Consider the following 14,070-nt stretch of genomic DNA (forward strand, 5'->3'; position numbering starts at 1 on the left):
ATCACAATGGGTCTATGGAAGCTATCGGGGGACCCACCGCTCATCGGGCCGTAGGCCCGCGTGCCGGCGGGTTGGCTTCTGCGGCAGGGAACGACGGCGGTGACTGGCTCAGCGGGAACACCATCGATGGCGCGGCCAAGAATGTCAGTGCCCCCTCTCATACTGTGGGTATGGATAACAGCACGGCTGCTGCGGAGGCGTTGGAGGCTATTAGTGCCTCTGCTTTGGCGCTGGCTGCGGAGCTGCGCAGGACTGCTGATCCTGCCGGTGCGGGCGCTGATTCGCTGTCGGATGACGTTGACCCGCTTGGAGAGCAGGCGACGGCGTTCCTGGACGGCCTGACCGGGGTGGCCGGGATGGAAGCCCGGCTGGCGTCCGTGAAGGTGCAGCTCGCCACCGGATACGTGGCGGCGGACGCGGCGATGGCGGCTCCGGGTGCAAGCCCGCAGGCTGTTACCGTCCGGCAGATGTCGGTGACGGCGGAGGTGGCCGGTTCGCTGACCGTAAGCGAAGGGGCGGCGGCACGGTTGCTGGTTGAATCGGGCAGGCTGAGCACGAGGCTGCCGGTGACGCTGGCAGCGCTGCAGGCGGGGAACATTTCGTGGCAGCACGCCCGGATCATGTGCGACGAAACCGACGGGCTGGACCCGGTGGCCGCGGCGGCTTTTGAGGCGCACTTCCTGGACCCGGGCGTTCCCAACCCGGCCCGGGGTTGCCCGGCCGGGGAGCTGTTACCGGCGAGGTTCCGGGCGAGGGCACGGTATTGGCGGGAACGGCACCATCAGGAGAGCATCGAAACCCGCCACCGGAACAGTGCCAAGGACCGGCGGCTGGAGTTCAACCCGGATCGGGATGGCATGGCGTGGATATCGGCGTATCTGCCCGCGGACCAGGCCGCCGGGATCTGGAACCGTGCCACCGCCGCGGCGCGTGGGCTTCAGGGGCCTACCGAAACCCGGACCCTGACTCAGCTGCGGGCTGATGTCGCTTCCGCCTGGCTGCTTGGCCCGGCCGCGGGAGTGGACGGCACCCGCGCAGGGTCCATCCTTGCCGGTGGGATGCCGGCCGGTGGCGTGCCGTCCCCGGCGGCGCAGGTCCTGGTCACGGTTCCGGTGTTCTCGCTGCTCGGCCAGACCGAGGAACCGGCCACACTCGACGGGTACGGGCCGATCCCGGCCTCGATGGCCCGCCGGCTGGTCGCCAACGGCGCAACATCGTTCCTGCGGGTCCTGACCGACCCCCGGGACGGGGCACCGTTGGAGATCGGGCGCACCAGCTACCGACTCACCAAACCGATGCGCCAATGGCTGCGGCTGCGGGACGCCAAATGCACGTTCCCCGGCTGCAACAACCACTCCCTCGACAACGACGCCGACCACATCCTCGCCTGGGCCGACGGCGGCGGCACCGGCGTCGCCAACCTCGGCCAGCCCTGCCCCAAACACCACCGCGTCAAACACGCGACCGCGTGGAGACCGGTCGGCGCCACCCGTGAGAAGCCGCCCGGCTGGATCTCCCCGGCGGGACGCCACTACTCTGCCGAACAGCAGGACTGGGAACCACCGATCTGGCCGGTATCAGCGTCCGGTCCAGATTGGTCGGACCTGCCATCAGCTCAAGATCGTTCGGACGCGCCGCTCGACCAGGACTTGGCAGAGCCGCCGGGCTGGTTCGACGCGCTGCCCGAACAAGCCTTACCAGAACCGCCGGGCTGGCTCGGCCCTCCGGATCCGCCAGCGGATCCCGATAACCTGGACGGGTTCTACGGCTACTCACGCGTGGCCGGTTACGAAGGTCCCCAATCATCAGAAGCTCCCAAGAACCTTGACGGTTTCGAGAGCGCGATGGCTCTCGAAAGTTCCGAACCACCACTTCCTGAGGATCCCTGGCCCTACTGGTCCTCACCCACGGCTGCCTAATGGTCGGTCCACATTCCAGTGCCTGCTCTGTATTCAGGTTTGTAGGCCTTGAAATGTCTCAGGGCCTGTCCTGAACAGCGCTCCTGGGTGATGAACCGCGGTCAGAATCCAGACGTGCCCAGCCGAAGTCACGCCCGGGACCACCGGTATTCGTTCTCCGGACGGCCCGGAGCGCCGTACCGGGCCGTCCGGGAAACCGTTCCGGCGTCAGCCAGGTACTCAAGGTAGCGGCGGGCGGTGACCCTCGACATGCCCAAGGCAGTCATGACTTCGGTGGCCGAGACGGCACCCGGCTGTTCCTTCATAAAGTCGCGGACGGCGTCGAGCGTTGAAGGGGCCAGGCCCTTCGGCAGCGGCAGTTCCGACGGCGCCCGCAGGCTCGCGAACGCCTGGTCCACATCGCTCTGCGACGCCGCCGCCTTGGCTGACCCCGTCTCCGGTCCTGCGAGCTGCTCGCGGAACTGCCGGTAACTCTCCAGCTTGTCCGCGAACGTCGCGTAGGTGAACGGCTTGATGAGGTACTGCACGACGCCGATGGAGACAGCGCTGCGCACAATCGCCAGTTCCCGTACAGCTGTAATTGCGATGATGTCGGCGAAATGCCCGGCGGAGCGCATCCGCCGGGCGATGTCGAGGCCATGGAGATCCGGCAGGTTCATGTCCAGCAGAACCAGTTCCACCGGACTGCCGGCGGCGGAGAACTCGGTGAGCATCCGGAGCGCCGACTGGCCGTCCGGTGCCGTTCCCGCCAGCGCGAAACCGTCCACCCTGCCCACGTAGGCGGCGTGTGCCGCAGCTGCGACGGGCTCGTCCTCCACGACGAGGACTCGGATGTCTGTCACGTGTGCTCCTCCGGAAGACTCGATGTAGCCGTGCTTGGCGGGAACGTCCCCGACGGTAATGCGCCAGGCGGGAATGTGCCTGCCGGAAAAACGTCCGGGGTCAACGGGCCGGAATCGTTGGTGGCAGGAAGCGCAATGTCGAAACGTGCGCCGCCCGTGCTCGCGCTGCCGATGGCCATGCTACCGTCCAGGCGCTGGACAGCCTGCTTCACAAGGGCCAGGCCCAGGCCCCGGCCGAACGGCCCGGCGGCCTTGGTGCTGAAACCATACCGGAACACGTCGTCCACAGCCGTTGGGTCAATACCCCTGCCCGTATCCTGCACGGTAATTTCCAGGCCGCCGCCCGAGGTGTCCACCCGCAGCGCCACCCGCCTCGGTGCAGGGGCGTCGGCGGCGGCGTCGATGGCGTTGTCCAAAAGGTTGCCGAGTATCGTGACGAGGTCCTGCACGGCAAGGTCCCCGCTGAGGGCCGGTCCGCTCGCCTCGACCACCAGCTCCACGCCGCGTTCGTGGGCTTCGGCCGCCTTGCCCATCACCAGCGCGCTCAGCACTGGCTCCTGGACCGAACCAACCACGTCGTCCGTCAGCTGTTGGCTCAGCTCGAGGTCCTTCGTGGCGAAGTCGAGCGCCTCATCAGTCCGTCCCAGCTCCAGCAGGGAGACCATCGTGTGCAGCCGGTTGGCGTGCTCGTGCGTCTGTGCCCGGAGGGCATCGGAGAGGGTCCGCATGCTCTCCAGCTCGGTGCCCAGCGATTCGATCTCCGTGCGGTCGCGGATGGTGGCAACGGTGCCGAACAGCCGGCCCCGCTGCCGTTCGGCGGAGGTTCCCGGACCCACCGCCGGGCGCTGGTTAACCACCAGCACGCCGTCACGGGTGAGGTGGATTTCGTCATGGGCCGTCCGCCCTGACTCGAAAAGTTCCTTCAGGCTGGGTGCCAGGGGCAGGTCGGCGAGCAGCGGCGTGGCTGCGTGGTCCTCCTCCGCTTCCCGCGGCTCCAGCCCCAGCAGTTCCGCAGCCTGGTCGTTGTAGATGACCACCCTTCCGGCGGGATCAATCAGGACAACACCTTCCCGGACGGAGTGAAGAACTGATTCGTAGTAGGCGAACAGCTGGGCGAGCTGCTCGGGACCCCACCCCCTGGTCACCCTCCGCAGGTAGCGGCCAAGAAACCAGGAAGCGAGCGATCCGCCTGCCAGCAGCGAGCCGGACACGGCCAGCAGCGCAGGCAACCTGCCGGACACGGCCACATCCACCGTATTGACGGTCACACCGGCCGCCACGAGGGCACGGACCGCACCGCGGGCATCCTTCACCGGGGCAATTGTCCGCACCGACGGCCCCAGCGTTCCAGCGGTGATCTCGGTGAATACGTGGCCTTGGAGGGCCTGCTCGATCGAACCGATATAGGGGCGGCCCAGCTCCTGGTCCAGCGGGTGGGTCCAGCGCGTCCGGTCCGGCGCCATGATGGTGATGAAATCGGCTCCGGAATCGGCCATGACCTTCAGCGCGTAGGGCTGCAGCTGCGCTGACGGGTTCCCCGTCCCGGCGGCCTGCAGCACAAGAGGGTTGTCCGCAATGGACGTCGCCAGGGCGCCCATGCGGCGGCCGGCCTCCTCGTAGGCATGGTCCCGGGCGTCGACGAAGACGGCCGTCCCGACGATGGCCGTCAGGGCCAGCATGAACAGCAGGTTCGCCACGAACAGCCGCCTCGCGATGCTCCAGCGGTGGATCATCAACACCTCCCATGACCAATATGAACGCAACGGTGAGCCAAGTCACTCTGTGGCGAATGATGGAAATCACAAGGACCGACGCGCGGAGCCCAGAGATTGTGCCGAAGCGTCTTCCAGATTATCCATAAGGAGAGACAAGATGGCTTCTCAACGAGGAGAGTCGGCAGTGCCGGCTAAAGCCGAGCGTAAGGGACTCGACAAGTCCCATTACCTTTACATTGCGGTCATCGCCGCAGTCGTTCTCGGCGCTCTGGTGGGACTGCTGTTCCCCGAGGTCGGAAAATCACTCAAGCCCCTCGGTGACGGCTTCATCAAGCTGATCAAGATGATGATCGCCCCGGTCATCTTCTGCACCATCGTGCTGGGCATCGGCTCCATCGCCAAGGCGGCGACCGTCGGCAAGGTCGGCGGGCTGGCGCTGGGCTACTTCGTTGTGATGTCCACCTTCGCCCTGGCGATCGGCCTCGTCGTCGGCAACATCATCCACCCGGGTGAGGGTCTGCAGCTCACGCCGTACGACCCCAACAAGAAGGCGGCCACGGACAGCACCGTTGACTTCCTGCTCGGCATCATTCCCGGGGACATTCCGGTGCTCCCCACCCTGCTCGCCGCCATCCTCGTCGGCTTCGCGCTGCAGAAGATGGGCCCGCAGGGCGCGCCCATCCTCAAGGCGATCGGCCACGGCCAGGCGCTGGTGTTCCGCATCCTGATCATGATCATGTGGCTTGCCCCGGTGGGTGCGTTCGGTGCCATCGCCGCTGTTGTCGGCGCCACCGGCTTCCAGGCCATCGTGAGCATGTTCACCCTGATGATCGCGTTCTACATCACCTGTGCGCTGTTCATCGTCGTCATCCTCGGCGGACTGCTGCAGGTCGTCACCGGCGTGAACATCTTCAAGCTCATGAAGTACCTGGCCCGCGAATACCTGCTGATCTTCTCGACGTCCTCCTCTGAAGCCGCCCTGCCGCGCCTCATCGCCAAGATGGAGCACCTGGGTGTCTCCAAGCCGGTCGTCGGCGTGACGGTCCCCACCGGCTACTCCTTCAACCTGGACGGCACGGCCATCTACCTGACCATGGCATCGCTCTTCGTGGCCAACGCCATGGGTACCCCGCTGGACCTCGGCGCGCAGATCTCCCTGCTGGTCTTCATGATCATCGCGTCCAAGGGCGCAGCCGGCGTCACCGGCGCCGGACTGGCCACGCTCGCCGCCGGCCTGCAGGCCCACCGGCCCGAACTCCTGGGCGGCGTCGGCATGATCGTGGGCATCGACCGCTTCATGTCCGAGGCCCGTGCGCTCACCAACTTCACCGGCAACGCCGTCGCCACCCTGCTGGTCGGCACGTGGGTCAAAGAGGTCGACGGCGAACAGGTCAACCGGGTGCTGTCCGGCGAGGAGCCGTTCGACGAGCAGACCATGGTGGCCCACCGCCACGGCCTGGGGGAAGCCGCCGAGCCCGCCGTGGCCGCCAAGGCCTAAAGTCAACGCCCGCCCCAGCGCTACTACAGCGACACCGCCCGCACAGGCCCAGCCTGTGCGGGCGGTCTCATTGTTGCCGGCCAGTTTCGTTAAGGCCGGGTTGTTCAAGGCCGGGCCGGAAGAACCTTCGACCTCAGGTACAAGGTCAAGGCTCAAGCGCCATCAAAAGTCAAGGTCCGCGGAATGCCGTGTCGGGCGCTGTAACCTTGGGGTGGAAGAAGCAGGGGCGCTGGCAGACAGCGGCAGAAAAATCACCGTCATCGAAAGTGTGGATTGATACGTGAGCAGCGAACAGGGTTCAGCAACTCTGGAAGGCACGGAACTCGACCTGGAAGACGCCGTCATGGGTCCCACAGGCCGTCCCCACCGCGAATTTCCGGAGCCCGCGCCGCTGTCCTCCCATGGACCGGCCCGCGTCATAGCCATGGTTAACCAGAAGGGCGGAGTGGGTAAGACCACCTCCACCATCAACCTTGCCGCAGCGCTCGCAGAATACGGCCGCCGCGTGCTTTTGGTGGACTTCGACCCGCAGGGTGCCCTGTCCGCCGGGCTCGGCGTCAACCCCCACGAACTCGATCTGACGGTCTACAACGTCCTGATGGACCGCAAGATCGACATCCGCGAAGCCATCCACCAGACCGGCGTGGAGAACGTGGACCTGCTGCCCGCCAACATCGACCTCTCCGCGGCGGAAGTGCAGCTGGTTAACGAGGTAGCCCGCGAGCAGGTGCTGGACCGGGCGCTGAAGAAGGTCGAGGACGAGTACGACGTCGTGCTCATCGACTGCCAGCCCTCGCTCGGCCTGCTCACCGTCAACGCGCTGACCGCGGCCCACGGTGTGATCATTCCGCTCATCTGCGAGTTCTTCGCCCTGCGTGCGGTGGCCCTGCTCGTCGAAACCATCGACAAGGTCCAGGACCGCCTCAACCCGCGGCTGCAGGTGGACGGGGTTCTGGCCACGATGTACGACGCCCGCACGCTGCACAGCCGCGAAGTCATCAGCCGCCTGGTGGAAGCCTTCGGGGACAAGGTCTTCGAGACCGTCATCAAGCGTTCCATCAAGTTCGCCGACGCCACGGTGGCCGCCGAGCCCATCACGAGCTACGCCGGCAACCATGTGGGTGCCGACGCCTACCGCCGGCTCGCCAAGGAACTGATTTCGCGCGGCGGCGCGCCCTAGCCCGGATGACCGCAGAGCCGGCAACGCCCCCCGCAGAAACCAGGCGGTCCGGCTTCGAAGTACGCCTGGCCAACTTCAGCGGCCCCTTCGACCTCCTGCTGGGACTGATTTCCAAACACCAGCTGGACATCACCGAGGTGGCGCTCGCCACGGTCACCGACGAGTTCATCCGGTATATCCGGAACCTGCAGGAGCTGGGGGAGGAGTGGGCCCTCGACGAGGCCAGTGAGTTCCTTGTCATCGCCGCCACTCTCCTGGACCTGAAGGCGGCGCGCCTGCTGCCCGCAGGCGAGGTGGAGGACGACGACGACATCGCCCTCCTCGAGGCCCGTGACCTGCTGTTCGCACGGCTGCTGCAATACAAGGCGTTCAAGCAGGTCGCGGCACTGATGGACGAGACGCTGGAACTGGAATCCCGCCGTTATCCGCGGCAGGTGGCCCTCGAGGAACACTTCGCCGCCATGCTGCCGGACCTCGTCTGGAAGCACAGCCCCGGGCAGTTTGCTGCGCTGGCCGAGGCCGCGCTCAAGCCCAAGGTACCGGCGCCGACGGAGGTCGGCGTGGAGCACCTGCACGGGAGCGCGGTCAGTGTCCGGGAGCAGGCGGAGCTGATTGGGCTGCGGCTGCAGGAGGGCCGGCCCCTGACATTCCGTGCCCTCATAGCCGACGCCGAATCCACCCTGGTTGTGGTGGCGCGCTTCCTGGCGCTGCTGGAACTGTTCCGGGACCAGGTGGTGGCATTTGACCAGGTCGCGCCGCTCGGCGACCTGACCGTCCGCTGGACTGCGCCCGGCACCGACTGGACAGCTGAGCACCTGAGCGAGGAATACGAGGAGCAGCAATGACGGATCCAGGTACGGGGCGGGAGCGCGCCGCGCTTGAGGCGGTGCTGATGGTGCTGGACGAGCCTGCCTCTGCCGTCGACCTTGCCGCAGGGCTGAACCTGACGGTGCCTGCCGTCGAGGCGATGCTGCTGGACCTGCAGCGCGACTATGACGGCTATACTGTTAAAGCCCCGGATATGGAAACTGGCTGTAACGGACCTCAGCGTGAGGTCATATCCAGCCCCCGGGGTTTTGAATTGCGGAATGTCGCCGGCGGCTGGCGCATCTACTCCCGGGCTGAATTCGCCGACGTCGTCGGCGCCTTCGTGCTGGAGGGGCAGACGGCCAGGCTGACCCAGGCGGCGCTCGAGACACTCGCCGTCATCGCCTACCGGCAGCCGGTGTCACGGGCGCGGGTGTCTGCAATTCGCGGAGTCAACGTTGACTCTGTTGTGCGGACGCTGACCCAGCGCGGGCTTATCGAGGACGCCGGAACGGATCCGGAATCGGGCGCAGTCCTGTACCGCACGACGTCGTACTTCCTTGAACGCATGGGAATCGGCTCGGTGGCTGAGCTGCCTCAGCTTTCACCCCACCTTCCGGGGCTCGAAGGGATTGAGGAGTTCTACGACGCCGGAAGAATGTAGGCGGCATGCCTGCGAAGCAGTTTTTACCAGGGCAGATTTATTCTGCACGGCTGGCTAGTGTTGTCTTCGGACAACCTTTGCCGGTCAAAATCACAGAGGACGGGTCATGACACAGGCGGGACGCCAGGGTTCACCACGTAACAGCTCCGGACGCAAGGGTCCGGACCGCAACGCCGCACGCGGAGCCGCACAGGGCCGCGGCGCGGGCGCAGGGAAGCGCGACTTCCCCAAGGGCGGTGACCGCCCCTTCGGCGACCGCACTTACAAGGCCAAGCCCCGCGAGGAACGTTTCGTCGATCCTGACGAGGCCCCCGCCGGCCGCCGGCCCGCGGGTGACTGGAAGCCGGGTGCCAAGGCCCCCGCACCGAGGGCGGGTGCAGCCAAGGCCGGCGCACGCAAGGCTGCTGCTGCCCGGAAGCCAGGCGCGAACAAGGCGCCCGGCACCCCCGGCGCGCTGAAGCCCAAGTCTGCCGCCCCGAAAACCGCGGGTTCACGCGCCTTCGGCAGCGAACGCTTCGGCCAGAACCTGGGACCTGTCCGCAGGCCTTCGCGCGGCCGCGGGCCCCGTGCCGACGTGCCCCAGTCCGAATTCCACGACGCCGACGGGGTCCGCCTCCAGAAGATCATGGCCTCCGCCGGCGTCGCCTCGCGCCGCGTCTGCGAAGAGATGATTGCAGAAGGCCGCGTGGAGGTCGACGGCAAGGTCGTGACCGAGCTCGGCGTCCGCGTTGACCCCAAGACCGCCGTCATCCACGTGGACGGCCTGCGCATCCAGCTCGATGACACGCTGGTGTACATGGTGTTCAACAAGCCCAAGGGCGTGGTGTCCACCATGGAGGATCCCGAGGGCCGGCCGTGCATCAGTGACTTCATCCGCAACAACCAGGGTGAACGGCTCTTCCATGTCGGACGCCTGGACGTCGCCACCGAGGGCCTGCTGCTGCTGACCAACGACGGCGAGCTTGCCAACCGGCTGACCCACCCGTCCTACGAGGTCCCCAAGACCTACCTGGTCCAGGTCCGCGGACCGTTCCCGCAGGGCATCGGCGCGCAGCTCAAGGAAGGCATCGAACTCGAGGACGGCTTCGCGTCGGTCGACTCCTTCCGGCTGGTCGACTCCACCCCGGGCCACGTGCTGATCGAAGTGGTGCTGCACTCCGGCAAGAACCGCATTGTCCGGCGCCTGTTCGACGCCGTTGGTTTCCCGGTGCTGCGCCTGGTGCGCGTTAAGGTCGGCCCCATCGGCCTGGGCGACCAGCGCCAGGGAAGCATCCGCAACCTCGGCAAGCAGGAAGTCGGCCACCTGCTGGCATCCGTGGGGCTGTAAGGAATGTCGGCATTCCGTACGCACGGCCGGGGGCACCTGAACGGGCCGGTCGTTGTTATTGGCACGGGTCTGCTCGGGACCAGCATCGGCCTCGGCCTGCGCGGCCGCGGCGTCGCCGTCTACCTGTCCGATCCGTCGCCGACCAACCAGGCGGTCGCCGTCGACATCGGTGCCGGCCTTCCGCTGGCATCCCTCGGCGACGAGAGCCCCGAACTCGTTGTTGTCGCCTCGCCGCCGGACGTTACGGCGGACGTTGTGGAGCGTGCGCTGGCAGACTACCCGGACGCCACCGTCGTCGACATCGCCAGCGTCAAGGCAGCGATCCTGCGTGAGCTGCGCAACCGCGGCGCGGACCTCAGCCGCTACGTGGGCACCCATCCCATGGCCGGACGCGAAAAGTCCGGCCCGGTGGCCGCCCGCGGCGAGCTTTTCACCTCGATGCCGTGGGTGGTGTGCCCGACAGAGGAATCCTCGGCCGGTGCGGTCCAGACCGCGCGTGCACTGGCGACCGACCTGGGTGCCCTCGTTTCACAGTTCACCGCCGAGGAACATGACGGGGCCGTGGCCCTGGTCTCCCACCTGCCGCAGGTGATGTCCTCGCTGCTGGCCACCCGGCTGCAGGACACGCCGCTGCACGCCCTCTCCCTTGCGGGGAACGGGCTCCGCGACACCACCCGCATTGCAGCCAGCGATCCTACGCTGTGGGTCCAGATCCTGGGTGCGAATGCCGGCAAGGTGGTGGAGATCCTCTACGGTGTCCGCGAAGACCTCAACCGGCTGATCGGAACACTGGAAGACCCCGCGGCCGCCGGAGCACGTCTTGACCTGGCCCAGCTGATGAGCGAGGGCAACGCCGGGCAGGCCCGCATTCCGGGTAAGCACGGCGGACCGCCGCAGGCTTATTCCTGGCTCACGGTGCTCGTTGATGACCGGCCGGGCCAGATCGCCAGGCTGCTGACCGAGATCGGTGAGATTGGCGTTAACCTCGAAGACCTCCGCCTGGACCACTCTTCCGGGCAGAATGTGGGCATGGTGGAGATCTCAGTGCTGCCGAGCGCGCATGACCTCCTTGTAGAAGCACTAAGCGACCGTGGATGGCGGGTACTTCAGTAATGACACAGGAACTCCTTGACACGCTGCCTGCCCTCCGGCTGGGCCGTGCGCTGGTGGTGGCCATCGACGGGCCGTCCGGCTCAGGCAAGTCCAGCGTCAGCAAGGAAGTGGCGCGCCGCCTCAGCCTTGCCTACCTGGACACCGGCGCCATGTACCGGGCCCTCACCTGGTACTGCCTTGACCGGGGAACGGACCTCGCCGATGCCTCCGCCGTCGAACTGGCTGCCGAAGAACTGCCGCTGGACATCAGCACCAGCCCGCACACCGAGTTCGTGCGCGTGGATGGCACCGACGTTACCGACGCCATCCGGGAGCCGGCCATCTCGTCGGCCGTTAGCGCCGTCGCCACCACGCTCGGTGCCCGGACGGAACTTATCCGCCGCCAGCGCGCCCTGATCGAGAAGCACAACCGCCGCATGGTGGTGGAGGGCCGGGACATCACCACCGTCGTCGCGCCCGGCGCCCAGGTGCGCATGCTCCTCACCGCCAGCGAGGAGGCGCGGCTCCGCCGCCGCGGGATCCAGCTCGGCGGAACCCAAAGCGCCGAGCAGCTGGCCGCCCAGGTGACCCAGCGGGACGCGAAGGATTCCACCGTGGTGAACTTCACCCAGGCGGCGGACGGCGTGGTGACGCTGGATTCCTCGGAGCTGGATTTCGAGGAAACCGTGGCCGCCGCGCTGCGGATCGTCACCAAGGTCATCAACCATGAGTGATCCCGCCAGGACGCCGGCCGGCTGGACCGTGGCGTGGAGCAGGCCTGTCGGCCGGTTCCTGAACAACGTCGTCTACCGCACAGCCGTCACCGGCAGCTCCAACGTTCCGGCCGCCGGACCGGTGATCTTCGCAGGAAACCACATCAGCTTCCTCGACGGTCCCGTCATGTTCGGCGCGTCGCCCCGGCCCATGCACATCCTGGTCAAGAAGGAGATGTTCAAGGGTTTCCTCGGCCGCGTCCTGAAGGCCTCCGGCCAGCTTCCGGTTGACCGGCGGGGTGACCGGTCGGTCCTCCAGCTCAGCAAGGACGTGCTCGACGCCGGCCGCTGCATCGGCATCCTGCCCGAGGGGACGCGGGGGAGCGGCACAGCAGCCGGCATCAGCAACGGGGTGGCATGGCTGGCCCTGAATTCCGACGCCGTCGTGGTGCCGGTGGCCATCCTGGGCACCCGGCAGGGCGGCGAACACCTGGACAGCATCCCGAGGCCCGGCCGCAGGCTGCACGTCAGCTTCGGCAAGCCCCTCACGCTCTGCCGGAATCCGGACGAAACCGGCCGTGCTTCAATGGACGGGGCGGCTTCGGAAATCCGGGACACTCTGGCCGCGCACGTCCGGGACACCGTCCGGCTCAGCGGGCTGCCATTGCCCGCAGCGGATCATCCGCACCACCGTTCCACCGCAGTAGCCGGACCGCCGGCAGACCACCATTAAGGAAAGCGCAATGAGCGATACGACTCAAACTTCCGGCCGCTCCGGCTCCGGCGAAGACGAATACACGCCCACCGGCACAGACCAGGTGGCTGAACATCTGGCGGCCATGGACGACGACGAGGCGGAGCTTCGCGCCGCTTCCCTCCGCGCCGGCCTGGACGACTACGAACTCGACGAGGAAGACGCCGCGCTCCTCAGCGGCCTGCACGATGAGGACGAGCTTGAGGGCCCGCTCAAGCTGGATCCCGTGCTGGCCATCATCGGCCGCCCGAACGTCGGCAAGTCCACCCTCGTCAACCGCATCCTCGGCCGCCGCGAGGCCGTTGTAGAGGACACCCCCGGCGTGACCCGCGACCGCGTCATGTACTCGGCCGACTGGAACGGCCGGAACTTCACCCTGGTGGACACCGGCGGGTGGGAACACGACGCCCGCGGCATCCATGCCCGGGTGGCGGAACAGGCCGAAATGGCAGTGGAACTGGCTGACGCCGTGCTGTTCGTCGTCGACTCGGCCGTCGGGGCAACCGCCACCGACGAAGCCGTCATGAAGATGCTCCGGCGGAGCAAGAAGCCAGTCATCCTCGTGGCCAACAAGGTGGACGACTTTGCCCAGGAAGCCGACTCGGCGGTCCTGTGGGGCCTGGGCTTCGGCGAGCCGTACCCCGTTTCCGCGCTGCACGGCCGCGGCGTCGCGGACCTGCTGGACCACGTCATGGACACCCTGCCGGAGTTCTCCACCGTCGAGGGCGTTGAACGCTCCGGCGGCCCGCGCCGGATCGCCCTGATCGGCCGTCCCAACGTCGGCAAGTCCTCACTCCTGAACAAGCTGGCCGGCTCCGAGCGCGTGGTGGTGGACAACACCGCCGGCACCACCCGCGACCCCGTTGACGAATTCATCGAGCTCGGCGGCCAGACCTGGCGCTTCGTGGACACCGCCGGCATCCGCCGGCGCCAGCACATGGCGCAGGGCGCCGACTTCTATGCCTCCCTGCGGACCCAAAGCGCGCTGGAAAAGGCGGAGGTCGCCGTCGTTCTCCTGGCCGTGGACGAGGTGCTCAGCGAGCAGGACGTCCGGATCCTGCAGCTGGCCATCGAATCGGGCCGTGCCCTGGTGCTCGCGTTCAACAAGTGGGACCTGCTGGACGACGAACGCCGCCGGTACCTCGAACGCGAAATCGAGCAGGACCTGGCGCACGTGGAGTGGGCGCCGCGGGTCAACATCTCCGCCAAGACCGGCTGGCACAAGGACCGTCTGGTGCCGGCCCTGGAGCTGGCGCTGGAAAACTGGGACCGCCGTATTCCCACCGGGCGGCTCAACGCCTTCCTGGGCGAGCTTGTGGCGGCGCATCCTCACCCTGTCCGCGGCGGCAAGCAGCCCCGCATCCTGTTCGGCACGCAGGCCTCCAGCCGGCCGCCCAAGTTCGTGCTGTTCACCACCGGCTTCCTGGACCCGGGCTACCGCCGGTTCATCACCCGCCGCCTGCGGGAAACCTTTGGCTTCGAGGGAACGCCCATCGAAGTCAGCATGCGTGTGCGTGAAAAGCGCGGGAAGAAGCGTTAATTACGACACACCGGGCAGC

The 14,070-nt window shown here is 67.1% G+C and carries 12 protein-coding genes; 10 read left to right on the forward strand and 2 right to left on the reverse strand.

Annotated features, from left to right (window positions below; translation table 11 throughout):
- Positions 1-170 precede the first annotated feature (170 nt).
- The gene (locus tag ACFRAH_RS07705; protein ID WP_377990321.1) at positions 171-1,919 is read left to right on the forward strand and encodes a DUF222 domain-containing protein; all 1,749 of its coding nucleotides are present in this window, start codon (positions 171-173) and stop codon (positions 1,917-1,919) included.
- Positions 1,920-2,047: 128 nt separating this feature from the next.
- Here the strand turns inward: ACFRAH_RS07705 and ACFRAH_RS07710 are convergent, their stop codons facing one another.
- Positions 2,048-2,761, reverse strand: a complete 714-nt coding sequence (locus ACFRAH_RS07710) for a response regulator (RefSeq protein ID WP_377990322.1) — start codon at positions 2,759-2,761, stop codon at positions 2,048-2,050.
- Positions 2,758-4,494, reverse strand: coding sequence for an ATP-binding protein (locus ACFRAH_RS07715; protein WP_377990323.1), 1,737 nt, complete (start codon positions 4,492-4,494; stop codon positions 2,758-2,760). The genes ACFRAH_RS07710 and ACFRAH_RS07715 overlap by 4 nt, the downstream gene beginning before the upstream one ends.
- A 139-nt stretch (positions 4,495-4,633) precedes the next feature.
- Between ACFRAH_RS07715 and ACFRAH_RS07720 the strand changes: the two genes are divergently transcribed.
- The 9 genes from ACFRAH_RS07720 (at position 4,634) to der (ending at position 14,051) form a co-directional block, all read left to right on the forward strand.
- Positions 4,634-5,974 carry a cation:dicarboxylate symporter family transporter gene (locus ACFRAH_RS07720; protein ID WP_377990324.1) on the forward strand — a complete coding sequence of 447 codons (1,341 nt, stop codon included), beginning with the start codon at positions 4,634-4,636 and terminating at the stop codon, positions 5,972-5,974.
- Between the two features lie 280 nt (positions 5,975-6,254).
- Positions 6,255-7,154, forward strand: a complete 900-nt coding sequence (locus tag ACFRAH_RS07725) for an AAA family ATPase (RefSeq protein WP_314192616.1) — start codon at positions 6,255-6,257, stop codon at positions 7,152-7,154.
- Positions 7,155-7,159: 5 nt separating this feature from the next.
- Positions 7,160-7,999 carry a segregation and condensation protein A gene (locus ACFRAH_RS07730; protein WP_377990325.1) on the forward strand — a complete coding sequence of 280 codons (840 nt, stop codon included), beginning with the start codon at positions 7,160-7,162 and terminating at the stop codon, positions 7,997-7,999.
- Positions 7,996-8,625 carry an SMC-Scp complex subunit ScpB gene (locus ACFRAH_RS07735; protein ID WP_377990326.1) on the forward strand — a complete coding sequence of 210 codons (630 nt, stop codon included), beginning with the start codon at positions 7,996-7,998 and terminating at the stop codon, positions 8,623-8,625. The genes ACFRAH_RS07730 and ACFRAH_RS07735 overlap by 4 nt, the downstream gene beginning before the upstream one ends.
- Before the next feature lie 106 nt (positions 8,626-8,731).
- On the forward strand, positions 8,732-9,952 hold the full coding sequence (locus ACFRAH_RS07740; RefSeq protein WP_377990327.1) for a pseudouridine synthase: 1,221 nt from the start codon (positions 8,732-8,734) through the stop codon (positions 9,950-9,952).
- 3 nt (positions 9,953-9,955) lie between these two features.
- The gene (locus ACFRAH_RS07745; protein WP_377990328.1) at positions 9,956-11,065 is read left to right on the forward strand and encodes a prephenate dehydrogenase; all 1,110 of its coding nucleotides are present in this window, start codon (positions 9,956-9,958) and stop codon (positions 11,063-11,065) included.
- Positions 11,065-11,778: a (d)CMP kinase gene (cmk, locus tag ACFRAH_RS07750; RefSeq protein ID WP_377990329.1), complete on the forward strand. Its 714-nt coding sequence runs from the start codon at positions 11,065-11,067 to the stop codon at positions 11,776-11,778. The genes ACFRAH_RS07745 and cmk overlap by 1 nt, the downstream gene beginning before the upstream one ends.
- Positions 11,771-12,490: a lysophospholipid acyltransferase family protein gene (locus ACFRAH_RS07755; protein ID WP_377990330.1), complete on the forward strand. Its 720-nt coding sequence runs from the start codon at positions 11,771-11,773 to the stop codon at positions 12,488-12,490. The genes cmk and ACFRAH_RS07755 overlap by 8 nt, the downstream gene beginning before the upstream one ends.
- Before the next feature lie 10 nt (positions 12,491-12,500).
- Complete coding sequence (gene der, locus ACFRAH_RS07760; protein ID WP_377990331.1) at positions 12,501-14,051, forward strand: ribosome biogenesis GTPase Der; 1,551 nt, start codon at positions 12,501-12,503, stop codon at positions 14,049-14,051.
- Positions 14,052-14,070: the final 19 nt, after the last annotated feature.

Source organism: Arthrobacter sp. NPDC056727, assembly GCF_042790555.1.
Classification (GTDB): domain Bacteria; phylum Actinomycetota; class Actinomycetes; order Actinomycetales; family Micrococcaceae; genus Arthrobacter.